Source organism: Flavobacterium sp. 316 (genome assembly GCF_000967805.1).
Lineage (GTDB): Bacteria > Bacteroidota > Bacteroidia > Flavobacteriales > Flavobacteriaceae > Flavobacterium > Flavobacterium sediminilitoris.
Genome location: NZ_JYGZ01000001.1, coordinates 34232 through 59237, shown reverse-complemented (window position 1 = coordinate 59237; position 25006 = coordinate 34232). Strand labels below are relative to the sequence as shown.

The 25006-nt window shown below is 26.4% G+C and carries 25 protein-coding genes; 17 read left to right on the top strand and 8 right to left on the bottom strand.

Annotated elements, in window-relative coordinates:
• The first annotated feature begins 186 nt into the window (after positions 1 to 186).
• From SY27_RS00285 to SY27_RS00270, 4 genes are all read left to right on the top strand, one after another.
• Positions 187 to 870 carry a cell division ATP-binding protein FtsE gene (locus SY27_RS00285; protein ID WP_045966362.1) on the top strand — a complete coding sequence of 228 codons (684 nt, stop codon included), beginning with the start codon at positions 187 to 189 and terminating at the stop codon, positions 868 to 870.
• A 2-nt stretch (positions 871 to 872) separates the two neighbouring features.
• Positions 873 to 1763, top strand: coding sequence for a glycosyltransferase family 2 protein (locus SY27_RS00280; RefSeq protein WP_045966360.1), 891 nt, complete (start codon positions 873 to 875; stop codon positions 1761 to 1763).
• A gap of 93 nt (positions 1764 to 1856) precedes the next feature.
• Entirely contained in the window at positions 1857 to 2543 is a 687-nt protein-coding gene (locus SY27_RS00275; protein ID WP_235270869.1) for a class I SAM-dependent methyltransferase, read from the top strand.
• A 1-nt stretch (position 2544) separates the two neighbouring features.
• Positions 2545 to 3480, top strand: coding sequence for a glycosyltransferase family 2 protein (locus SY27_RS00270; RefSeq protein WP_052705039.1), 936 nt, complete (start codon positions 2545 to 2547; stop codon positions 3478 to 3480).
• Here SY27_RS00270 and SY27_RS00265 read toward each other — a convergent pair.
• Together SY27_RS00265 and SY27_RS00260 are read right to left on the bottom strand one after the other, a co-directional pair.
• Positions 3464 to 3865: an FdtA/QdtA family cupin domain-containing protein gene (locus SY27_RS00265; RefSeq protein WP_045966358.1), complete on the bottom strand. Its 402-nt coding sequence runs from the start codon at positions 3863 to 3865 to the stop codon at positions 3464 to 3466. The genes SY27_RS00270 and SY27_RS00265 overlap by 17 nt on opposite strands.
• Before the next feature lie 69 nt (positions 3866 to 3934).
• A complete protein-coding gene (locus SY27_RS00260; RefSeq protein WP_045966356.1) occupies positions 3935 to 5044 on the bottom strand; it encodes a glycosyltransferase in 1110 nt (369 codons plus the stop codon).
• A gap of 50 nt (positions 5045 to 5094) precedes the next feature.
• On the opposite strand from SY27_RS00260, the gene SY27_RS00255 reads away from it, so the two are divergent.
• On the top strand, positions 5095 to 5970 hold the full coding sequence (locus tag SY27_RS00255) for a glycosyltransferase (protein WP_045966354.1): 876 nt from the start codon (positions 5095 to 5097) through the stop codon (positions 5968 to 5970).
• On the opposite strand, the gene SY27_RS00250 is transcribed toward SY27_RS00255, so the two are convergent.
• Genes SY27_RS00250 through SY27_RS00235 form a run of 4 tightly spaced genes read right to left on the bottom strand, consistent with a single transcriptional unit; the run spans position 5962 to position 10319 of the window.
• A complete protein-coding gene (locus SY27_RS00250) occupies positions 5962 to 6987 on the bottom strand; it encodes a glycosyltransferase family 2 protein (protein ID WP_045966353.1) in 1026 nt (341 codons plus the stop codon). The two genes, SY27_RS00255 and SY27_RS00250, sit on opposite strands and share 9 nt — an antisense overlap.
• Positions 6988 to 6989: 2 nt before the next feature.
• Positions 6990 to 8279 (bottom strand): oligosaccharide flippase family protein, encoded by a 1290-nt coding sequence (locus SY27_RS00245; RefSeq protein ID WP_045966352.1) that lies wholly within the window; start codon positions 8277 to 8279, stop codon positions 6990 to 6992.
• Entirely contained in the window at positions 8272 to 9375 is a 1104-nt protein-coding gene (locus SY27_RS00240) for a DegT/DnrJ/EryC1/StrS aminotransferase family protein (protein ID WP_045966351.1), read from the bottom strand. Before SY27_RS00240 ends, SY27_RS00245 begins: the two co-directional genes overlap by 8 nt.
• Positions 9372 to 10319: a hypothetical protein gene (locus SY27_RS00235; RefSeq protein ID WP_045967411.1), complete on the bottom strand. Its 948-nt coding sequence runs from the start codon at positions 10317 to 10319 to the stop codon at positions 9372 to 9374. The genes SY27_RS00240 and SY27_RS00235 overlap by 4 nt, the downstream gene beginning before the upstream one ends.
• 115 nt (positions 10320 to 10434) lie before the next feature.
• Between SY27_RS00235 and SY27_RS00230 the strand changes: the two genes are divergently transcribed.
• The gene (locus SY27_RS00230; RefSeq protein ID WP_045966350.1) at positions 10435 to 12231 is read left to right on the top strand and encodes a gliding motility-associated C-terminal domain-containing protein; all 1797 of its coding nucleotides are present in this window, start codon (positions 10435 to 10437) and stop codon (positions 12229 to 12231) included.
• Here SY27_RS00230 and SY27_RS00225 read toward each other — a convergent pair whose 3' ends face one another.
• Positions 12232 to 12972 (bottom strand): RDD family protein, encoded by a 741-nt coding sequence (locus tag SY27_RS00225; protein ID WP_045966348.1) that lies wholly within the window; start codon positions 12970 to 12972, stop codon positions 12232 to 12234.
• A 21-nt stretch (positions 12973 to 12993) separates the two neighbouring features.
• Between SY27_RS00225 and SY27_RS00220 the strand changes: the two genes are divergently transcribed.
• The 11 genes from SY27_RS00220 (at position 12994) to SY27_RS00170 (ending at position 24155) form a co-directional block, all read left to right on the top strand.
• A complete protein-coding gene (locus SY27_RS00220; RefSeq protein WP_045966346.1) occupies positions 12994 to 13956 on the top strand; it encodes a stage II sporulation protein M in 963 nt (320 codons plus the stop codon).
• Between the two features lie 3 nt (positions 13957 to 13959).
• Positions 13960 to 14898 carry a hypothetical protein gene (locus tag SY27_RS00215; RefSeq protein ID WP_045966344.1) on the top strand — a complete coding sequence of 313 codons (939 nt, stop codon included), beginning with the start codon at positions 13960 to 13962 and terminating at the stop codon, positions 14896 to 14898.
• Complete coding sequence (locus tag SY27_RS00210; RefSeq protein WP_045966342.1) at positions 14888 to 15664, top strand: hypothetical protein; 777 nt, start codon at positions 14888 to 14890, stop codon at positions 15662 to 15664. Before SY27_RS00215 ends, SY27_RS00210 begins: the two co-directional genes overlap by 11 nt.
• 1 nt (position 15665) lies before the next feature.
• Complete coding sequence (locus SY27_RS00205; RefSeq protein WP_045966340.1) at positions 15666 to 16844, top strand: DUF4350 domain-containing protein; 1179 nt, start codon at positions 15666 to 15668, stop codon at positions 16842 to 16844.
• A 90-nt stretch (positions 16845 to 16934) separates the two neighbouring features.
• Positions 16935 to 17963 carry a MoxR family ATPase gene (locus tag SY27_RS00200; protein WP_045966338.1) on the top strand — a complete coding sequence of 343 codons (1029 nt, stop codon included), beginning with the start codon at positions 16935 to 16937 and terminating at the stop codon, positions 17961 to 17963.
• A gap of 38 nt (positions 17964 to 18001) precedes the next feature.
• Positions 18002 to 19336 carry a DUF58 domain-containing protein gene (locus SY27_RS00195; protein WP_200894121.1) on the top strand — a complete coding sequence of 445 codons (1335 nt, stop codon included), beginning with the start codon at positions 18002 to 18004 and terminating at the stop codon, positions 19334 to 19336.
• Positions 19337 to 19662: 326 nt separating this feature from the next.
• Positions 19663 to 19968, top strand: a complete 306-nt coding sequence (locus SY27_RS00190; RefSeq protein ID WP_052705037.1) for a DUF6576 domain-containing protein — start codon at positions 19663 to 19665, stop codon at positions 19966 to 19968.
• Positions 19969 to 19995: 27 nt separating this feature from the next.
• Positions 19996 to 20844 (top strand): VCBS repeat-containing protein, encoded by an 849-nt coding sequence (locus SY27_RS00185; protein ID WP_045966335.1) that lies wholly within the window; start codon positions 19996 to 19998, stop codon positions 20842 to 20844.
• A 28-nt stretch (positions 20845 to 20872) separates the two neighbouring features.
• The gene (locus tag SY27_RS00180; RefSeq protein ID WP_045966333.1) at positions 20873 to 21433 is read left to right on the top strand and encodes a GNAT family N-acetyltransferase; all 561 of its coding nucleotides are present in this window, start codon (positions 20873 to 20875) and stop codon (positions 21431 to 21433) included.
• Between the two features lie 4 nt (positions 21434 to 21437).
• The gene (locus SY27_RS00175) at positions 21438 to 22580 is read left to right on the top strand and encodes an ATP-binding cassette domain-containing protein (RefSeq protein WP_045966331.1); all 1143 of its coding nucleotides are present in this window, start codon (positions 21438 to 21440) and stop codon (positions 22578 to 22580) included.
• A 15-nt stretch (positions 22581 to 22595) separates the two neighbouring features.
• Positions 22596 to 24155 (top strand): hypothetical protein, encoded by a 1560-nt coding sequence (locus SY27_RS00170; protein WP_045966324.1) that lies wholly within the window; start codon positions 22596 to 22598, stop codon positions 24153 to 24155.
• Between the two features lie 115 nt (positions 24156 to 24270).
• Here the strand turns inward: SY27_RS00170 and SY27_RS00165 are convergent, their stop codons facing one another.
• On the bottom strand, positions 24271 to 25005 hold the full coding sequence (locus SY27_RS00165) for an acyl-[acyl-carrier-protein] thioesterase (protein WP_045966323.1): 735 nt from the start codon (positions 25003 to 25005) through the stop codon (positions 24271 to 24273).
• Position 25006 lies beyond the last annotated feature (1 nt).

Below are 25006 nucleotides of genomic sequence, written 5' to 3'. Positions count from 1 at the left end.
TTGCTTGTATTTTATTGACCTCAAATATAAAGTTTATTACAACTATAAACGAAGCTAGTTAACATATTATTGTACTTTTTTTAAACATTTTTATAAACGATAATAATATTTTCGATTGAAATTAATTTTTAATTTTGAAAGCGTGCCCTAAGTTATTACTTTTACACAATTAAACTTTAGTAAACTATGTCTCAAACAATTCTTTCATTAAAAGAAATTACAGTATTTCAAGAGAAAAATCCTATACTAACAGATGTTAACTTAGAGGTTACAAATGGAGATTTTATATATCTAATAGGAAAAACTGGAGCAGGAAAAAGTAGTTTTTTAAAGACATTATATGCTGATTTATTTTTGACAGAAGGAGAAGGAAACATTGTAGGATATGATTTAAGAAATTTAAAAGAAAAAGATATTCCTTATTTGAGAAGAAAACTAGGAGTTGTTTTTCAAGACTTTAAATTACTACCTGATAGAAATGTTAAGCAAAATCTTTTATTTGTTTTAAAAGCTACAGGTTGGACTGCAACTGAAGAGATGAACGTTAAAATTGATGAAGTTTTAGACAAGGTAGGTATGAAAAATTATCAATTAAAAATGCCTCATCAACTTTCGGGTGGAGAACAACAACGAATTGCTATTGCAAGGGCTTTACTAAATGATCCTGAATTAATTTTAGCCGATGAGCCTACTGGAAATTTAGACCCTCAAACAAGTGTAGAAGTTATGGAAGTGCTTCGAAAAATAAATAGTACTGGAAAAACTATAATTATGGCAACACATGATTATGCTTTGTTATTAAAATTTCCTGCAAAAACACTAAAGTTTGACGGTGGAAAAGTTTTTGAAGTAGTACAAAGAACGGTTTAAAGATGTTATCTATTTTAATTCCAATTTATAATCACAATGCTTTACCTTTAGTCAAAGAGTTACAAAAGCAATGTATTCTAAATGGAATAGTGTATGAAATCATTTGTCAAGATGATGCTTCAAAATCTCCTTTAAATAAAATAAATGAAGAAATCAATTCACTTGACAACTGTTTTTTTATTTCTTTAGAAAATAATGTGGCTCACAGACAAAATAGAAATCTTCTTGCTAAAAAAGCTAACTTTAAATGGCTACTATTTATTGATGGGGATTCAAAAATAATTCAATCTAATTACATCCAAACCTATCTTAATAATTGTATTGGATTTGATGTTATTTATGGTGGAAGACAACACCCAGAAACGTTTCCATCAAAGCAACAAAAATTACGCTGGAAATATGGTAAATACATTGAAGATAAAATAGCTTCTAAAAGAATCCTTAGCCCTTTCAAATCTTTACTTTTCAATAACACACTTATTAAAAAGATTATTTTTGATCAAGTAGAGTTTGACAAAGAAATAAAATTTTATGGTCATGATGACACTCAGTTCTCCTATGAACTAAGTAAACTCAATGTAATAATAAACCATATTGACAACCCTATACTTCATGAAGACATAGACGATAACGATTGTTATTTAAAAAAAGCAGAGGAAAGTTTAAAAAGTGTGTTAATTCTTTATTACAGCAAAAAATTAGATTCAAATTTTGTTTCTATCCTAAAACTATATGTGTTTTTAAAAAAAACTAAATTAATTTTTCCAGTACAGCTTTTTTTTATTCTTTCTAAAAGTTTACTAAAAAAGCAAGTTTTAAGTAATAATCCCTCTCTTTTTTTATTTAACCTGTATAGAATTGGTTACATTAGTACTTTAAAAATAGGATTGTAATAAGTATAGTTTAAAGGTGTAGATATGTCTCAAAAAAGTAATCGTATATATTCATTTTTAAAAAGGACTGTTAGTATTTTCATTACAAAAAAAATGCTTTTTAAAATTGAACCGTTCCTAAGAAAATGTTATACTATAAATAAACACGGCAGCAAACATGAATGTATAATTTGTGGATTCAAGTCTAAAGAATGGGTTATAATTGAAAATAAGGATTGTTTGTGTCCAAATTGCGGAAGTTTATCAAGAGATCGCAGGCTTTGGAACATCCTTTCAACAAAATATTTAAAAAACAACCTTTTTGTTTTAGATTTTTCTCCATCAAGATCTCTTTATCGAAATTGGAAAAAACAAAAAAACATTCACTATACTGCTAGCGATTTATCGGGTAATTTTATAGCTGATGCAACCTATAACATCACTAATATTAGCAAAGACAATAATTCTTTCGATTTAATTGTATGCTATCATATTTTGGAACATATTATAGATGATGAAAAAGCAATGACTGAATTGTATCGCGTTTTAAAACCTAACGGAACAGTACTCATACAAACTCCCTTTAAAGAAGGAGAAATTTATGAAGATTACACCAGAACTACTGAAGCAGAACGATTGAAGCATTTTGGACAAGAAGACCATGTAAGAATCTATTCTATAAACGGATTAAAAGAAAGGTTACAAAATACAGGATTTAAAATTGAAATATTAAAACTAAAGGGAGATAAATATTTTGGCTTTTCTGATAATGAAAAAATTTTAATAGCTAAAAAAATATAATATGCCATTAATTTCAGTTGTAATACCTTTATACAATAAAGATTTAATAATAAAAGAAACTTTAGATTCTGTATTAAATCAAAGTTTTACTGACTATGAAGTTATCATTGTAAATGATGGCTCTACTGATAATAGTAAAAAAATAGTAACCACTTTTTCAGACAATAGAATTTTTCTTTTTAATCAGTCCAATAAAGGAGCTGCTTCTGCAAGAAACTTAGGCATTGAAAAAGCAAACGGAGAGCTAATTGCATTTTTAGATGCTGATGATTATTGGTTCCCAAATCACTTAGAAGAATTAGTTAAATTATATTATCGTTTTCCAAATTGTGGCTCATACTGCTCTAGATATAAAATTCAAAATACAAAAGAAAATTTTAAAAACCCATATTTCAAAGAAATTTCAGATAATTTTTATGGTATAATTCCAAATTATTTTAGATCTAATTATCCTTTTAAAATTAATATAACTCTCAATCAAGTCATACCTAAAAAAATACTTTTGGAAATAGGCGGATTTTCTAAAGAGATAACAAATGGTCAAGACTTAGAATTATGGACAAAAATAGCGATTAAATACCCTATAGCTTTGCATAATAAGACTACTGCTATATATAATTACTATGTTCCCAATAGCCTTTCAAAAAAAGATATTAAGCAAATGAAGTTAATGAATTTCAACCAATTTAGAAGTGAGGAAATAAAAAACAAAGATTTAAAAAAATTTCTTGATTTACATCGGATTTTTTATGCTATTCACTATAAAATGGCCAAAGAAAATAAGCTAGTTAATTTTTATTTGGGAGATGTAAAACGTTCAAATATTCCCTTGAAAACCAAAATATTATTTCTATTACCAAGTTTTCTATTAAGAAAACTATTAAAATTAAAACATTGGTTAAGAAATAAAGGAGTTGATTTTACAATTTACAATTAAACTCTTTTATAAACTCATCAAAATCTCTTATATAATCATCTTCATCAAAAACATCTGAAGCTAAAACTAAACACACAGAACCTGAAGAAAAATTCTTTAATTCTCTCCAAATACCATTTTTAATCAATAATCCTTCAAAAGGTTTATTTAAAGTGACTTTTCTTTTTTTTCTTCCATCATTTAAAATCACATCAAAACTTCCAGAAAGCGCTACTAAAAACTGTTGCAATTTTTTATGAGCATGACCTCCACGTTCTACTCCTGCTGGTACATCATATAAATAATAAACACGTTTCATTTCAAAAGGAAGTACTTCATTCTCTATAACTGAAAGATTACCTCTTCTGTCTTCTATTTTAGGAATGGAAATTATTTCTATATTCATATTCTTGTTTTCTTATGGTAATGTTATAATAATATTGCCTTTTACACTGATATTTACTTATAAAGAATTTTATTCTATTGTAATTTGCATCAAATTTAACCATTCCTCAGTGATTTTTTCAAAAGAAAATTTCTGGACACTCGACTTTGCATTAGATTTACATGTAGTATATAGTTTTTCATCTCTATACAATAGTTCAATTGACTTAGTCAATTTTTCAAAATTTTGATTTTCCACTAATAATCCATTAAATTCATGTGTAATAATTTCGCTAGGTCCTGAAACTAAATCAAAACTTATAGCAGGCGTCCCACAAGCTAAAGCTTCAGCTAAAACAAGACCAAATCCTTCATATTGGCTACATAAAATAAAAAAACGGGCATTTTTCATATACTTATAAGGGTTATTAGAAAAGCCTTCAAAAACGACATTATCTGATATATTTAAATCAATAACTTTATTTTTTATTTTCTCTAATTCTGGTCCATCACCAACAATTACTAGCTTAACTTTTTTACTTGGTAAAATTGAATTAGAGTATGAGTTTATTAGTTTATCAAATTGTTTTAATTCAACTATTCTTCCTACCGCTAGAATATATTCAAAGTTAAAAGATACAACTTCATTACTTTTTATATTAATATCATTAAAATCTATTGGATTATATATTGTTGTTGTGTTTTTAAGTTGATGTTTTTTCAAAACAACTTTTTTATTTGCTTCAGCTACACATACAATTTTATATGCCTTACTATACAACCATTTAGTCAAAATAGTGTTCTTAGGAAGATAAGTTTCAATTTTAGAACTATGAACAGTATAAATGATTTTTGCTTTTGGATATAAAAATTTAGTAATAAAAATTTCACTTATTGGGTTAAGCCTATAGCGCATATCTATAATGAAATCGAACTGTTGTGCTTTTAAATATTTTTTAAACTTTATATACTTATTTATTTTATTTAAAAATGAAGAATTTCTATCCGTAAAATCTCCAAAATTAACTATCCCTCCAAACACTTTACTCTCCGTTTTATCATCTAACAACAATAAACTAGTCTCAATGCTTGTTACTTTATTTAAAAGCGAAAATAAATTTAGTATAACTTTTGATAATCCTCCTATGTCTAAATTATAAGCTACAATGGCAATTTTATATTTTTTACTTTGCTCAATCACACTTCTTTATTTACTTTCGCAACAAATATACTATAACTGAACTTATCTCTATGCAAAATTTTCCTTTAATTAGTGTCATTTGTATTTCTTATAACCATCAAGATTATGTCATAGAAGCTTTAAATTCAGTAATGAATCAAAGTTATCCAAACATTGAATTAATTATTGCTGATGACTGCAGTAGTGACAATTCACAACAAGTTATCAAAAATTGGTTAATCCATTATCCTGATATTTTATTCATTCCAAATAAAGTTAATTTAGGTAATACTAAAACCTTTAATAATGCAACTAAATATGCTAAAGGAGAATATTTTATTGATTTAGCAGCAGACGATATATTATTACCAAACTGTATTCAACGACAAATTGAAACTTTTCAAAATTCAAGTTTTGAAAAGTTAGGAGTAGTTTATGCTAATATTAAACTTTTTGATGAAAGTAATAATTTCATTTCCATTTATTACGATAAAACGGAAAATCCTAAGAGTGGTGACATATATGAAATGGTTATTAGTCGAAGTGAAAAAATTTGCTCTGTTGCTTCTATGGTTAAAAAAGAAGTGTTTGAAACTGTTGGATATTATGATGAAAACCTTGCTTATGAAGACCTAGATTTATGGGTAAGAGCTTCTAGATTATATAACTTTGAATATATTCCAGAAGTTTTAGCTAAAAAAAGAGAACTTTCTACTTCTTTAAGCTCACATTTTCTTAAAAAAAACAATAAGAGAACAAAACAGCTACATCAATCTACTTTACTTATTTTTGAGAAAATAATATCTCTTAACAGAACTAAAAAAGAACACAAAGCTGTTTTAGGACGAATGCGATTTGAAATGTATAAACTTATTGCTTCAAAAGATTTTTACAGCCTTTTTAAATTATTATTTTTAGAAATAAAAATAAGATTAAAGCTACTTTAAAATTGTTTTATTATATTTTTTAGAATATATAAATTTTACAATATAAAAAAATAATGGTATTTTAAAAATGAGCATGAATAATATAAATTTTACTTTCATCTTACTAATTGCATAGAAAAAGTTATCAAAATAAAAAGCGGTATTAAATGTTGATTTCTTAAAAGATGACAAAAACAGGTTAATTTCCCTTCTATCTATTTCATTTTTAAATTCATAGATAGAATATATTGAAGCCAATCTTAGATAAACTCTTAGAAAATTAAATTGTGTTTCATATATATACTCTCTTTCAATTTTATTTTCCTTTAATAAATTATATAGTCTTTCAAAAGTTTTTAAAACGTAAAAATTTTTCTTTGAAAATGTTTTTGTAATGGCTTCAGAATTATCTTGTCTGTAAAAAAATGTGCCTTCGCTAAAGACTACTTTATTACTTTGCATAAATAATTTTCTAGTAATATATTCATCAGAATCAAAAGCATCTTCTGGAAAAAACTCATTTTCTATTAAGCTAGTTTTAAATAAAGCAAAACCATGTATATTCCAATTTAAAGACTCTATTAAGGCTCTTCTACCTGATAAAACTGCATTTCTGTCTAAATTTAAACCTATAATTTTTTTATTATTCTTTTCATTTTCAAAGTAAAACTCCATATCTGGTAAAACAGTATCTGCTTTTGTTTCAATTTGCCTATTAACCATCTTCTCTATTAAATCTATTGAAAAAATATCATCTTGAGAAGAATAATAAAAGAATTCTCCTTTTAAATGTGGTATAATATAATTAAATGATTTTGGAACTATTCCTCCATTTTCTTTCTGAAATACTTTTATTCTATTATCATTTAAAGCAAAATTATTTAAAATTTCTAAGCTACTATCAGTTGAAGAATCATCGACTAAAAGGATTTCTAAATTTGAATATGTTTGATTTACGATGGATTGTAACGTTTCGTTTAAATACTTTTCTCCGTTATAAACAGGTATAAAAATAGAAACCAAATAATTGTGCTGCATAATTAAAATAAATTATTTTTCTTAAAATAAATTTTAAAAGAGATAATTAAAATAAAGAAATAAAGAAAACTACTCACAATTTGACTATACCATACACCTCTAAAATCGAAAAAACGCATTGCTATTACAAAAAGCATAAAATTTATTGCAAATGAAAAAATCTCTGTTAATAAGAATCCTTTTGTTTTTCCAAAAGCAAAAAAACGAATGCCTAAAATTAAACAAATAGCCTTCATTAAATCTAAAATAACCTGATATTTAACAAATGGTGTTATAACTAAAAAACTTTTATTAAAAAAGAATGGAATAAAAAAATCGATTCCTAATAAAAGAATGATTAGACCAATACAAAAAATTGGAATAATACTTTTATAATACTCTTTTGTTAATGAAATAACATCTTGTCTTGAACTACATTTTGCTAATTCTGGTAAATAATAAAATGAAACAAAAGTATTTATAAAAATCATGTAAAATCCAGAGATTCTTAATACTGCTTCATAATATCCTGCATATTCTAATGAAAATTCATCAACTATCTTTATTCGTACATAATACGAAAAGGCAAAAGACATAACAATAGAAACTAAAGACATTAAACTGTAGTTTAATAAAGGAAATATTTCTTGCTTAACAAATTGAAACGGCTTAAAAAAGATTTTAAATGAATAAATTTTAAGAAAATAATACGTTGAAATTACAAACATTATAACTGAAGTAATTATTAATCCAGTAATTGCTCCTTGAAGTTTGTATACACTCATTAAAAAAACAGAAAAAACCAATGCCAAAACATTTGTTATCATTCCAATAGATGCCACTTTTCTATATTGACTTTTCCCATTTAAGACAGAGTTAAAAAGTAACGATATAGCTTGAAACGGAATACTGATTGCAAATAAAAACACACTCCATTTGCTCTTGATTTGATTTACAAAAAAATACTGATTTATATCATCAAAAAAAATAAAAAAAATAACCGATATTAATGTTGAGAAAAATAAAAAAAACCAAAATAAACTAACTATAAATATTTCTTCATTTTTTATCTTTTTCTGAGAAGCTAAACTACTTACAATTCCATTTTGTGTACCTAACAAAAGGAAATTATTAAAAAAGGAAATAAAATTCCTTACTAAACCAACAGCTCCCATACCAGCTATACCAATAAAAAAAGCAATAGCCTTACTAGACAAGAAACCAACCAATAGCTGAATTAAAATTCTAGCTCCACTTACTGAAAAAATTTTATACAATTCTTTAGAATAAATTTTCGCCATTAGTTTATTCATGATACGAATTTAATTTTGCAATTATAATCTGAATTTCGTTATCATTCAAAATTCCATTTAAAGGAATACTTAAAACCTCATCATGAATTTTTTCAGAAATAGGGAAACTCATATTATTCATATACTTTAAAGCTTCTTGTTTATGTGGAGCTATAGGATAATGAATCATGGTTTCAATTTTATTTTCTTTTAAATATTTGGCTAACCTATCTCTATTTTTTGTTCGAATAACAAACAAATGAAAAACATGATTTTCACTTTCATTCCACAAAGGAAGAATTATTTCATTATTTTTAATTTCTGAAAGATACCGTTTTACTATATGCCTTCTTTTTTCGTTTTCATTATCTAAATGAGCTAATTTCACATTTAAAAATGAAGCTTGTAATTCATCTAACCTAGAGTTTGTTCCTATTCTTTCATTTTCATACTTTACTTTAGAACCATAATTTCGCATAGAAAAAAGCACTTCTGCCAATGCATTATCATTGGTTGTAATTGCTCCTGCATCACCTAAAGCTCCTAAATTTTTTCCTGGATAAAAACTAAATCCAGCAGCATTTGCAAAGTTTCCTGCTTTTTTATCTTCTAAAATAGCTCCATGTGCTTGTGCAGCATCTTCTATAACTAACAAATTATTTTTTTCTGCAATTTCATTTATCTGATTCATTTCGGCTAATTGTCCATATAAATGAACAGCTAAAATGGCTTTTGTCCTATTAGTTATTTTTGTCTGAATTAAATCTGGATTCAAATTGTAGGTTTCCAATTTAGGTTCTACTAAAACAGGTATTAAATCGGCTTGAAGAATTGCTAAAATACTAGCAATATAGGTATTAGATGGAACAATAACCTCATCTCCTTTTTGTAATTTTCCTAATTGAATATACGCTTTAAAAATCAATACTAAAGCATCTAATCCATTTCCTACACCTATACAATATTTTGTTCCACAATAAGTTGCAAAATTAGATTCGAATGATTTCACTTCATTTCCAAGAATGTACCAGCCTGAATCTAAGAATTGCTTCATTTTTTCTTGAAATGCAATCTCAAAAGGTTTGTTTAATTTATGTAAATCAAGGAATTTTATCATAATTTAATTTTATATGTATCTTGATTAAACAGAGAACATCCTAATTCTTCTTTTTGCATTAATAAGCCTTCATTATATCCTAAATCATTAGTTTCAGTACATGTTCCCATATCAAAAAAATCAAATTCTTCTTTATATTTTTCTATAAGTTTAAAATATAGAAAATCTAAGGCTCTTAGTTTTTCTCCTAATAAAGTTGTTGCTCCATATTGCGATTTTAATACCTTTTTAAACTTAAAAATAGTAAGTCCTGCTATTATTTCACCTTCATAGAAAACGTTATATTGGAAAATATTATTTGGAAACTTATTTGCTAAATATTGTATTTCTTCAATACTATGTACTGGTTTGGTATTGTGTTTCTCTTTTAATCTTGGTATTAAAACTTCATTCCAAAAAGTGGAAAAATCACCTGTTGATTCTATTTCTAAATTTAATTTTAAATTTTTTCTATAATGTTTTAATTTGCTTTTAGAAATTCTAAAATCGTCTTTAAATGGTATACATAAATTTAATTCTCTTTTCATCAAAACAGCATTTTTCTTGAAAAAAGAAAATAGATACTCTTCCGATTTATTAATTTGATAAAAAATATTAATTGGTTTATATACCAACTCATCAAATTTATTTTGTTTTAAAAAAGTAAAAATGGAATTAAAATAAGAATCAACTTCGTTGTATTTAACAAACTTTTCTAATACTAATCCTCCATAAGTTAATCCTTGATGTGAATAAAGAATATTTCCTACTCTGTTTGCAGGTAAAATTGCTTTCAAATTATCTTTTTCATCAAAAATTAAAAGTGAATAATCCTCAAATCTATCACTATGATATTCCATATAATCTCTATGAAATAGAAATGTAGCATTTTTAGCATCTGAAATAAAATTATTCCAAACGTTATAATAACCCTTTGTGTATTTATTAACGGAATATGTTTTCAAAAAAATGGAATTAGTCCCGAAAATTACTAATTTTTTAACTGTTGTATAGTCTATCTGTAACTTTTTATCAAATAATTTATTATATTGACATTGATTATTCCCCAATACATTAAAAATGAATCCTAAAAGTAATCTCTATAGTTACTTCTTTTTTATATTATTTCCTATATTAACTATTGGACAAGATATTTCTTTGTATACTCAAATCAATGGTCGATATGATTTTACATTTATAGGGAACACTTTAAATTCTCAAGAAAATTCCTTTCAAACTACACCGAGTGTTTTAACTAGTTCATCTGCCACTTTAAATTTAAATTCAAACGACATTATAGAACGTGCTTATTTATATTGGGCTGGATGCGGAACAGGAGATTTTGATATAAAGCTAAACGATGTTGATGTCGTTCCCGAAAGAACTTTTTCAAATATTTTATATAATCAATTTCATTTTTTTAGTGCATTTGCAGATGTTACTTCTCAAGTTCAAGCTACAGGAAATAATACTTATATTGTTTCAGACTTAGACGTATCTAATTTTATTAGTTTACATTTTCAGAATAAAACTAATTTCGCAGGATGGGCTTTAATAATCGTTTATAAAAACAGTTCACTTCCTTTGAATCAGCTAAATATTTATGATGGTTTGCAAGTTGTTTCTCGAACTCAAAACTCACTTTCTGTTAATTTAGATGCTTTAAATGTAATTGATAATCAAGATGCAAAAATAGGTTTTTTAGCATGGGAAGGAGATTCTGGATTAGCTATAAATGAAACATTGAGAATAAATGGTACTATTCTTAGTAATCCTCCTCTTAATCCTACTAATAATGCTTTCAATGGTACTAATTCAATTACCAATTCTAATGAACTTTATAATATGGATTTAGATATCTATGGCATTCAAAATAATATTGCTATAGGAGATACAAATGCTACTATTGAATTAACTTCTGGACGAGATTATGTTATGATTAATGCTATTGTAACCAAATTAAATAGTCAATTACCAGACGCTACTATCCAAATAGATGATTATCAATTAGCTTGTAATATTAGAGAACTACCTGTTCGTTTTACTGTTTATAATGTGAATAGTACTGATATTTTACAAGCCAATACTCCTATCGCTTTTTATGTAGATGGAGTTTTAGTTGGCACTTCTCAAACTCAAAACACAATTCCTATTGGAGAAAGTGAATCTGGAAATGCTATTCTTACTATTCCAAGCAATATTTCGACAAATTTTAACCTAACTGCTGTTGTTGATGATATAGGAAACAATTCAGGAATAATAACTGAACTAGTTGAATCCAATAATTCAAACACGATTGCTATCCAACTTTTAGTTTCTCCTGAATTTAATATTTTAGAACCTATTATTAGCTGTAATTTAGGATTAACAAGAGGTATTTTTGATTTTTCAGATTATGAATATCAGGTAAAAACAAATCCTTCTCAAACGGCTACATTTTATGAAAACTATGATGATGCTTTTAATGAAGTAAATCCGATTTTTAATACTACAAATTATGAAGTTATTACTTCTCCAAAAGAAATTTTCATTAGAATTGAAGATGATAATTGTTTTGCTATAACTTCCTTCTATTTACAAACAAAAAACTGTCCACCAACAGTTTACAATGCTGTTTCTGCTAATAATGATACTCTAAATGATTCTTTTTTTATAGATGGTTTAAGAGATATTTTTGTGAATTTCAGGTTAGAAATATACAACCGTTGGGGAAAACACCTTTGGACTGGAAATAACAACAAACCAAATTGGAATGGTTATGTTCAGGAAGGAATTGGTTCAAAATTAGTACCAGAAGGAACTTATTTTTATATTCTATATCTAAATGATCCTAGCTATCCTGAGCCTTTAAATGGTTATTTATACTTAACTCGATAATTACATATTCTGTGTATAATAATTATAATCTTTCATTAATGTTCTAATAAAATCTTGATCATTTCCTGATTGATTTTTAATTCCTGTTACAGCAATTACTTTTTCTCTAAGTTTTATCAATGTAGCATAATCTCTTGTTTTTATAGCAGTTTCAAAAGTTTCTTTAATAATCCTAACATCATTATCGGATAATTTAATAACTAATGGATAAACTGGAACATAATCATTATTAACTTCTTGTAAAATAGTATGATTAATATTTATATTATTTTTTAATGAAATAACAGCTGTTCCTGCTGCCATATCTCCTAACCTCTGGTTTTTATTACTTGTAACAATCGCTATTAAACCTATAACGCCACTACCAATTAAGACTTCAATTAAACGAAATAACCATCGTACCAAATAATCTCCAAAACCTGCTTGATAACCATCAATTTTAATTACTTTCATCTTTAAAAGTTTTTTTGCTATGGTTTGTCCTTCCCATAAACTTTCTTGAATTAATGAATAAAACATTATTGGTAAACCTATAATAGAGAATATTCCCATTATAGACCATTGATCCATTCCTCTAAAAAAACGATCTAAATCGAATACATTTATAACAAAATACACAGCAATAATATAAGCGGCTTTAACCAGTGTATCAAGAAGTTGCCCTAGTAATCTATCTCCTACAGAAGCGGCTGTAAAATTTATCGTAACATTTTGTGTTGTTGTTATAGCTAATTGTGACATAATTTTTTATTTTAGCACTTCATGAGAGAAGTAGCATTTATAAAACAAAATAAAGAAAAATGGCTTGATTTTGAACAAGCAATTTTCGGTAAATCTAAGAAAAATCCTGATGAATTAGCAAGTTTATATATTCATTTGGTAAATGATTTAGCATACGCACAGACTTACTACACTAAAAGTAAGACAGTTGTGTATTTAAATTACTTAGCTTCACAAACCTATCAAAAAATTTATAAAACGAAAAGAGAAGATACGAATCGATTGGTATATTTCTTTAAAACGGAAGTGCCTTTAATTGTATTTTCATACAGAAGATATATTTTATACGCTTTTATTCTCTTTACTTTACTTACTTCAATAGGAGTAATCTCTGCAAAGAACGATGATTCATTTGTAAGACTTATTTTAGGAGATGGTTATGTTAACATGACATTAGAAAACATAAAAGACGGAAACCCTGTTGCTGTTTATAAAAGTGGGAGTAATTGGGGAAGTTTTATTGGTATTACACTAAATAATCTAAAAGTAGGTGCAATGTCTTACTTTTATGGAATATTCTTTGGAATTGGTACTTTTTGGGTACTCATTCAAAACTGTATTATGTTAGGTTCATTTCAATACTTTTTTTACCAAGAAGGTGTTTTTTGGGAAAGTGTTCGAGGAATTTGGATTCATGGCTCAATGGAAATTTTTGCTATGGTTATAGAAGCTGGCGCTGGCTTTGCATTAGGTGCTAGTATTCTGTTTCCTAAAACTTTTTCTAGATTGAATTCTTTTAAAATTGGGTTTCAAAACTCCTTTAAAATATTTTTAAGTACTATGCCTTTTACCATAATGGCTGGTTTTTTAGAAGGTTATATTACTCGTTATTCTATAGACATGCCAAAACCATTAAGTATTGGTATAATATTAATCACATTAGCAATGATTAGCTTTTACTATTTAGTATATCCTTTCATTGTAAATAAAAAAATAAAGAACTAATTTATGTTTCAATTATATAAAAAAAGAAATTTTGGAGAACTTGTAAGCGATACGTTTGAGTTTTTAAAATTACATGGAAAAAACTATTTCAAGAATTATTTCATCATAAATGGTCCATTACTACTATTATTGGTAATATCGCTTTATTTCCTAACGAAAGTATATTTCGAAGGGATTTTTTCAACTATAACTATAGGAGACAATAACCCAAATGGTCTTATGAATCACATGTTTAATAATATGTGGGTTTTTATGGGACTAGGAATTCTCTTAATTATTACCATATTATTGGTTAGCATTGTTAATTATACTTATCCTGTAAGTTACTTAAAATTAGTTGAAAGTAGAACAGAAACTACAACGGAAAACATTCTAAAAATAATGAAATTGAAATTAGGAAGAACCATCATTTTTTTCCTTGCTTCTATTGTAATATTCATTCCATTATTAATCATTCTTGGTTTTTTAATGTTTTTACTAGTATTTATTATAATAGGAATTCCACTATTATTCATATTCATCCCTACTATTATGAGTTGGATGATATTAAGTTACTACGACTACATCTCAACAGAAAATGGCTATTTTCAATCATTAGGAAATGCCTTTGAAATAATCAAAAAGAAATTTTGGCCTATAGTAGGTTCTACAGTAATTATGTATATCATAGTTCAAGTAGTTGTAGGAATCATTACTTTCATTCCATATAGCATTTTTCTAGCGAGTATGTTTACAGATATAGATGCTAGCAATACCAATCAAACTTTTACTACAATGAGTGTTGTTTTATCAGCAGTTATGGTTATTTCTATAATATTAAATTACACTCTCCAAAATTTAATCTTCGTTAATCAAGGAATAATCTATTATAGCGTAAAAGAGGAAGAAGAAAATAATAGTATTAAAAGTGATATAGATTTAATAGGTAAAGATGGCGAATAAACAATTTCTTTTTATCCTTTTTTTATCATGCATTGGGTTTTCACAATCCGATACAATAACAGTTTCTTCAAATTCGACTCTTGAAGAAGAAATTTATTCTGAATATCAAGATTCATTATATTCTACTGAAAACTACATCATTACTCCAAAAACATTTGATCCGAATTTTCAAGAAAAATATACTGATGATGAATTTATATATGAAACTGTAATTGATAATAAAGAGCTAACAGCATGGGAACGCTTTTGGAGAGCAATCAAAAATTTCTTTGAACGATTATTTGATTTTGGAAGTTTAGGACGTTCTATATCTGGATTAGAAATAATTATGAAAATTATTGCTTTTATCATTATTGGTTTTGTTATTTACATGATTGTTAAAGTTATTATTAACAAAGAAGGACAATGGATATTTGGTAAAAAAAATAAAAAAATTACTGTTTCAGAATTGGTAGAAGAAAACATTCATTCTATCAATTTTAATGAGATTATAAAAAAATCAAAACAAGAAAAAGATTATCGACTTACTATTAGATATTACTATTTATGGTTATTAAAATCATATTCTGATAAAGAGCTAATTGAATGGGATATTGAAAAAACAAACTCAGATTATTTATCTGAACTAAAATCTCAAAATACAAAAGAAAATTTCAAATACCTCTCATATATCTACGATTACAGTTGGTATGGAGAATTTGAAATTAATGAACCCGATTTCTTAAAAGCTGAAACCGTATTTTTAAAAGCAATACAAGAAAAGTAAAATGCCAAAAAGTATAAAAATATACATCTTCATATTAGTCCTTATTTTTATAGGAGTAATAGTTATTGATGCAAACCGACCAAAACCAGTAAATTGGGCACCAACTTATAGTGTTAAAGACAAAATTCCTTATGGGCTTTATGTTTTAGACAATGAAATAGATAATTTATTTAAGGGGCAAAAAATAGAAAAATTTGGTGTTACTCCATATGAGTTTTTAGATCCAAAATATACCTATACAGATAGTACTTATAATACAAAAGGAACTATTTTATATATAAATGAGAATTGTGATATTGATAATGAATCAGCACATGAACTACTATATTTTGCTTCTCATGGTAATTCAATATTTATAAGTGCTAGTGATTTTTCTAGAGCTATTAGAGATACTTTACATTTCGACTATGGTTATGCCAATAATTATTCTGACACATTACAATTTTCGTTAAACAACAAAGAAAAATACAAGTACTTAAAAGGCGTAAATGATGTTTATTTTAAAGAATACGATTCTACTAAAGTAGAAATACTAGGTTATCAAAAAAACAGCAATAATGATTCTGTTCCAAACTTCATCAGAATTCCACATGTAAACGGATATTTTTATTTGCATACACAACCAGCCGCTTTTACCAATTATTACCTGCTTCATAAAGAAAATTATAAATATGCAGAAAAAACACTTTCTTATATTGAAGATGAAAAAATATTTTGGTATTTAGAAGGAAATCGCAATAATGTAGGTTCTCCTATGAGATATTGGCTAAGTCAACCTGCATTAAAATGGGCTTGGTATATTAGTTTAATCAGTATTTTTATCTTCATGATATTCAACGCTAAAAGAAGACAACGAGTTATCCCTATAAAAGAGCCACTAAGAAATACAACAGTCGATTTCACAAAAACTATTGGGAACTTGTATTATCAAGAAGGAAATCATCAAGATATAATTGATAAAAAAATAAAATTCTTTCTTGAAAAAATAAGAAATGAATACTTAGTTGACACATTCGATTTAAATGAAAGTTTTATCAATCGTTTGCATCAAAAAACCGGAAAAAGTAAAGCTGAAATTGAAAACCTTGTTCGTTTAATAAAAAAATATAGAAACCAAGAACAAAGTACGGAGAAAGACCTATTAGAATTTAATAATACCATTGAAAAATTGGGAATATAAAACAAGAATAATATAGACTTTACAGATATTATAAAAATACAAATCTGTACTCATGTCTCAATAATATAAAATTAAGTCAAGAAAAAATATATGGAAAATAATTTTGAATCACACGAAAATCTAAATGTAAACGAAAATTTAAATGATAATCTAAACTTTCAAACCCGTTTAAATTTAGCACCGCTTCAGGAAAGTATAACAAATATAAAAGAAGAAATAGCAAAAGTAATTGTAGGACAATCTAAAATGGTTGACCAATTATTAGTAGCTATTCTTTCTAATGGACATGTATTACTAGAAGGTGTTCCTGGTGTAGCAAAAACGATAACTGCAAAATTGTTATCAAGAACTTTAAGTTTAGATTTTAGTCGTATTCAATTCACACCCGATTTAATGCCTTCCGATATCATTGGAACATCCGTTTTTGACTTATCAAAATCATCTTTCGAGTTCAAAAAAGGACCTATTTTCTCTAATTTTGTTCTTATCGATGAAATTAATCGTGCTCCAGCAAAAACACAAGCTGCTTTATTTGAGGTTATGGAAGAACGTCAAATTACTGCTGACGGTCATACTTACAAACTTGATTTACCTTTTCTTGTTATAGCTACTCAAAATCCTATAGAACAAGAAGGAACTTATCGTTTACCAGAAGCACAATTAGACCGTTTTCTTTTTAAAATAAACATTGACTATCCTAATTTATCAGAAGAAATACAAATTCTTCAGAAAGAGAACGTTTTACAAAATAATGACAAGCTAGCTCCAATTGCTCAAGTTATTGCAAAAAGTAACATCTTAACGTTTCAAACTTTAATAAAGCAAATTTTAATAGAACCGCATTTAGTAGAATATATTGCGAAAATTGTATTAAACACACGTGAAAATCCATTTTTATACCTTGGAGCATCGCCAAGAGCTTCTATTGCAATTTTAAATGCTTCTAAAGGTTTTGCTGCACTTAAAAATAGAGATTTTGTTACTCCAGAAGATATTAAAGAAGCTGCTATTCCTGTATTACAACACCGTGTTGTAGTTACGCCAGAACGTGAAATGGAAGGTATTACTAGCACCGAAATTATCAAACAAATTATTGATTCAGTAGAAATTCCTAGATAGAACGAATTCAATAGATTCATAAAAAAATCAATAGATAAATGAAGCAACTTTTAAAACAACTATATCTCAATAATTTCTTTTTTTATTGCCTCATGGGTATAATTACCCTATTTACTATTGCATACTTTTTTCCCATGTTTTACAATGCCGCTTGGTATTTACTATATGTATTAATCGTCTTTACAGCTATTGATATTCTATTGTTATTCGGATTTGGAAATAAAATTGAAGCTACTAGAATTACACCCGAAAAATTATCAAATGGTGATGAAAATTCAATAATTATCAGAATAAAAAACAAATATACATTTCCTATTCTTGCAAAAATTATTGATGAGATTCCATTTCAATTTCAAGAACGAAATTTTGAAGTAAAACGAAAAATAAAAGCTTCTACAAATGATAATTACCAATATTTTCTTCGCCCTACAGAGCGTGGTGAATATTCCTTTGGAAATCTTAATTTCTACGCAGTATCTCCATTGCAACTAGTTGCTAAGCGCTATACTTTTAATAAAGATCAAATGGTGCCCACTTATCCATCATATATTCAATTACGTAAATATGATCTAATGGCATTCTCTAATAATTTATTCCAATATGGTTTAAAAAAGATTAGAAGAATTGGACATACTATGGAATTTGAACAAATAAAAGAATATGTACAAGGAGATGATATTCGTACAATAAACTGGAAAGCAACAGCAAAGCGTAATCAATTAATGGTAAACCAATTTCAAGATGAAAAATCTCAAAATGTTTACATGGTTATCGACAAAGGACGTGTTATGAAAATGCCATTTAATGGATTAAGTTTACTTGATTATGCTATTAATGCTACATTGGTTTTATCAAATGTAATTATCAAAAAGCAAGACAAAGCTGGAATGTTTACTTTCTCAAAGAAAGTAGAAAATCGTGTAGTAGCTGAAAAAAGACAAAGCCAGATGCAAAACATCATGGAAAATTTATATAACATTAAAACTGATTACTTTGAAAGCGATTTTAGTCGTTTATATGTAGATATAAAAAAACATATCAATCATAGAAGTTTGATAATGCTATATACAAATTTTGAAACGCTTGATGGTTTACATAGACAACTTCCCTATTTAAAAGGAATTGCAAAGAATCATCTGCTTGTAATAGTCTTCTTCAATAATACTGAACTAAACGAACTTATCCAAAAGAAAGCTGAAAATGTACAGGAAATATATGATAAAGTCATTGCTGAAAAATTTGCTTTTGAAAAACGACTAATCGTGAATGAACTTAAAAAATACGGTATTTATTCTGTATTAACTCAACCTGAACATCTTACATTAGATACAATAAACAAATATTTAGAGATAAAAGCTAGAGGAATTTTATAGTTTATTATAACCATATCTTCTAAATACTTAGTCACATCAAAAATGCAATCCATTTATTACTCTATATAATAAATGGATTGTATTTTATTTACATTTTTTATGTCTTCTTTATTATCATTTTAGATTATTTCAAACTAATATCTTAAAGCCAACATTCTTTATAACTTCCCTTATTTTCAAGATATTTATCCCTCAAATATAAATAGTTTTTCTTATCTGATTCTTTAAAAAAGAAGTAAGAAAAAGCAAAAAAATATCCTTTAAACTTAATTTTAAAAACTTTTCTATCTTCGTAAAAAAATATCATTTATTATTAAAGAATAAACATGAACTTTATTATATTTATACCTATTGTTCCATCTTCCTCTGATTTCAACCCTATCCTAATAATAATACCTGTTTTAATATTAGTTTATATACTAATAATAAAAACAAATATTTTTTCATTAGATAAAAAATCTAATGCATATTATAAAAAGGATAAAAAGTATTATTCAATAGAAGATAAATATAATACCGTTAAAATTGAAAAAGAAAGAGAGCTAAATCAATTATTAGAAAAGATAAACAAAAAAGGCATAAACAATTTGTCAGCGAAAGAAAAAAGAAGGCTAGACGAATTATCAAAATAAACAAATAAACACAACAAACACATAAACATGAAATTAATACATGACACTACACTATCAACACTGATTGTGCTTAGCTTAATAGGCTGCAACAATCCTAAACAACAGATCACTAATAATACACAAGAAGTAAAAGATACTATAGCTAAAGTTATTTTTACAAATAAAAATCAGGAAAAAAGTATTGCTATAAAAGATAATTGTGATAACTATCCTGTAGATTCATTATTAACTACTAAAATATTAACAACAGGAACATTCCACAATGACGAAATTGAAAAAGACGATAATGAAAAAGTGTGGTTAGGTCTCTTTAAAACATCTGAAGGATACTCAATAGCTAAAACTAAATTAAATGCATTAAGAGTATATGATGCTGTTTTAGATGAAAATGAATATGAAAAAACAGCTTGGAATATAAAAACTACAATAGAAGATACTTGCATTGTACTTATAGAACCTTTATCATTTATAAAAGAAAAAAGCATAGAAACCATTACTCTAAATGAAACTTTACTACCCAACCATTCAAAGAATTTTAATTTTTTAGGAATAGATTACAAATTAACTGCAACTGGAAATACAAAAAAAGATTCACAAATTTTAGATTATTATATTGTATCTAACTATAAACTATACCTTACAGCGTCAATAAATGGGAAAGATTATACTCAATTACTAGTTGCAAAACCATCCTTCGATTACCAAATGATCCGAATATTATTCGCTGGAGATATTGACGGAGATGGAAAATTAGATTTATTACTTGATACATCCTCACATTATAATGCTACAAGTCCCACATTATATCTTTCAAAACCTGCCATACAAGGATCTATAATTAGACCTATGGGGAAACACACAAGTGTAGGCTGCTAAAACATTTTAATAATCTAAGATTAAATTAATGACTCCATATAACTTTATTCCTTTTCCTAATTTAGAGAGTAATCGATTAACTTATAGAGCTGTAGAAACAGCAGATGTTAATGAAGTAATTGCTCTTAGAGGAAATGCTAAAAATATGCAATACATTCCTAGACCATTAGTTACAAATATTAACGAAGCTTTAGATCATATAAAAATGATACAAGACAAAATAGATTCAAATGAAGGAATAAATTGGGCTATTACAGAAAAAGGAAATAACAAAATGATAGGCATAATAGGTCATTATAAAATAAAACCTGAACATTTTCGTTGTGAAATAGGCTATATGCTTCTACCCGATTATCAAAATAAAGGATATGTTACAGAAGCCATTCAAACTGTACTAAGTTATGCTTTCCATAACATGAAAATGAACTCCGTTGAAGCATTAATCGATCCTAGAAATACTGCTTCTGAGCGCGTTTTACAAAAAAATGGTTTTATAAAAGAAGCTCATTTAATAGAAAACGAATATTATAATGGAAATTTTATAGATACTGTAATTTATTCATTACTAAAAAGAAATTTCATACAATAAAAATATGACCGAATTCCAAAAACAATATATAGAAGTAGAAGAACTTTTAAACTTTGAAGATTATAATCAAGTAATAAAAAGAGTTATTGATTTTACTCTAGATACTGAAAATATTACATTTTATACTAAAACTAATCATTTTTTAAATTGGTTAGATACTAATGACCAAAATACACCTGAAAAAAAAGAAAAATTACAAAACTTACTTAATGAGCTCTATACATTCTTAATTCAAAAAGAATGTCATATACATCAAACTATTATAACTGTAGAACAAATAAAAAAAGTTTATAATTCAAGCTTTGCATTAGGACCTATAAATTTAGACATTAAAACAGGAGAAATAATAGGTTTAGTAGGCGAAAATGGAAACGGAAAAACAACATTGCTACGTAGTTTATGTGGTGAATTAATACCTACATCTGGCTATATAAGATATCATTTTGAATATGAAGACATTTATGATTTAAGAACCAAACTAGTTTATATTCCGCAAAGAACAGATACTTGGAGAGGCTCTATGTATGAAAATCTAGAATTTACGGCAAGTTGTTATGGATATAAACCAGAAGAAAACAATTTAATAATCGACTTAATCATCACTCGATTAGGACTTCGAAAATTTAGAAACTATAATTGGAGTGGTTTATCTTCCGGTTACAAAATGCGATTCGAATTAGCTCGAATGTTACTCAGAAAACCTAAAATATTACTAATTGATGAACCATTAGCTAATCTAGATATTTTAGCACAACAAACCATATTAGATGATTTTAGAAATATTGCTAATTCACCCTTCAGACCTATTGCTATTGTTTTAAGTTCTCAACAATTATATGAAGTAGAAAAAACATCCAATCAAGTTGTATTTTTAAAACAAGGATCTCAAAAGAATTTAAACACTGAAAACGACATAACAAAACACTGTATTATTGAATTTGAAAGCACACAAAATCTAAGTGATTTGAAAACAGCTTTTACAGGATTAAATATAATATCGATAGAACAAAATGGAGGAACATATATTGCCATTTTTCCTGAAGATGTTGATATAATCAACTTTATGAAAACAGTAATCAATCAAAATATTTCAATTAATTATATGCGAAATATCTCAAACTCAACACGTCGTTTCTTCGTTAATTAAAAATTCACATTCAAAATGTTTAAAAATATTCAAAAACAACTTTTATTAAAATATCCTCTCATTTGGAATACTAAATTTATTTCAATGCTCATAATTGGTATCATCTATCATATTATCTACTTTATTTTGGGCTACTTTGAAGGAACAATAGATTTTTCAAATAAAAGCAAATATGACATTGAATTTCAATCTGTAATGTTTGGTATTTTACTCACTATAATACTCACTATATTGTGGTTAGTAAACTATTTTAAAAACAATTCATTAAAATCGTTTTATAGCAAATCTAAATATGCGCTATTTTATGAATGGTTTCAAATTTTTATAATTTGTACATTTCTTATTTCATTTTACTTACCGTTTTCATTTGGAGAACAACTCCACCAACGAAACTATTATTCGTATGAAGAAACACAAAAACGATGTGAAATAATTAGTTTAGCTGATATTTTTATAGATGGAAGTTTCTCTCAAACAGAAATAAATTCATTAAAATCAGATTTAATTGATGAATCAAATCATTCAAAAATAAATGATACCACAATCAATAATACCATTGATAAAACTGAAGAATATGTTAATGAAATTGAAGAACAAGTAGAACAAATATCGCATTACACTTATAAAAATTATATTGTTTTTAATGGTAAAAAATACGATGAATTTTCACTTTTAAATCGTAATGTTTTTCACTTTACAATTAATAGCAATGAAAAAGACTCTATAAATAAGATTAAGGTTAAAACTTGGCTACAAAATAATGACAAACAAGAAATAAAGAGTTTAATGTCTGCTTATCTGAGAATGATAAATGAACATCATTTAAGTACAAATCTTACTTTAAATGAATGGTTAGATATAACATACAAATCACCTTTATTTAAGGATTTTTTATATATAACTCCCTATAAGAATGAATATGAAACCAATAGATATTATAACTATTATAATGATTCAAGAATGAGACAGTCAACTGAACAAAATGAAAGATATTCTAAATATTTTGTACAGCAAAATGTATTGAAAGACAAGTACGAAACTGTTTCAGAAGCCTATACAAATCCTATCATAAAATACGATGAAATTCTTGCTTATTTCTATGGTGCCTTGGGTTTTTCATTATTAATCTTTTCATTTAGAGTAACAACAGGGAAAAGTTGGTTAATTGCTGTACTAACAGTTGGAATCATAAACATTATATTAGGTATTTTTTCTGCTTTAGGTTCTTCAAGCAACATATACCTTTACTTATCACTATTTACCATACTTGTAATCTCATTTTACTTTTTCTTAATTTATAACAATAAAAGAAGCCTTGATTTAAGTAGAATAGCTTTAAATATACTATTATGGTGTTTTCCTTTAATCATTCCTATACTCTATTTTATTGTAAGAGAACACTATTTACGTTATCATTACTACTCTGATGAATATTCACAATATATATCTCCTGAATATAGATGGTTGGAAAACAATATTTCTGAAATATTTTTAATTAATTTTATACTATCAATTGTAGCTTTATTTTTCTTATCAAGAATCATTAGAAACTGGAAAGGACTAGCAGAAAATTAGAACCTGATAATTACTAAAATTCAATTATTTCAGCATCAATAACTGTTTTTGGTGCTGAAATTTTAAAAAAATAATGGAAATTTTAATTGTATAGGTTAATTGATTAAGCCTTCTTTTATTTCCATTCTATTTGTAATGCATAAGCATTTTTATCCTCTTTAGTAATATTATAAACAGTATGTGCTTCTTTTTTAAAAACATTAATTTCGGCAATGTCATTTAAACTTAATTCACGCATAAAATTAATATCTAATGATTTTACTTCTTGCTTTATTACTCTTTTAGGATCTTCATAATCAAAACACCATTCTAAATATTTTACGTTATTTACATGATTTACAACATCTAAATCCGATAAAACTATTTTTTTAGTAGTAATAACTTTGGAATCATCAATATCAATTTTAATAGTAGATTGTTGAGTTGCATTAATTTGAAATTTCTCAAAATGTTCATGTGGCAACGCTAATAAATCAGGACGCCTTGTTTTTGTATTAATTACTGCCCAATACGTTTCACACCCAACTATTTTTTCATCATTGAGATACATTTCCATACATCGAATTGAACGTGAATTTTCTAAACTTTTTATCCATGTTTTTATAACAATAATATCACGCCATTTAGGAAGTTTATCTATTTCTAAACGCATTCTACTCATTACCCATGCTTGATGATAAACTTGCATGTCTGTAAAACTAATTCCTCCTAAATCTGCATGATTTCCAGCAGTTATTTGTAATAAATTGCATAAATCGGTATATTTTAAATAGCCATTTGGATAGCAGTTTAAAAAGTTAATTTCATATTCTTGTTCAAGTATTGATGTAAATTTTGATGATATAGGCATT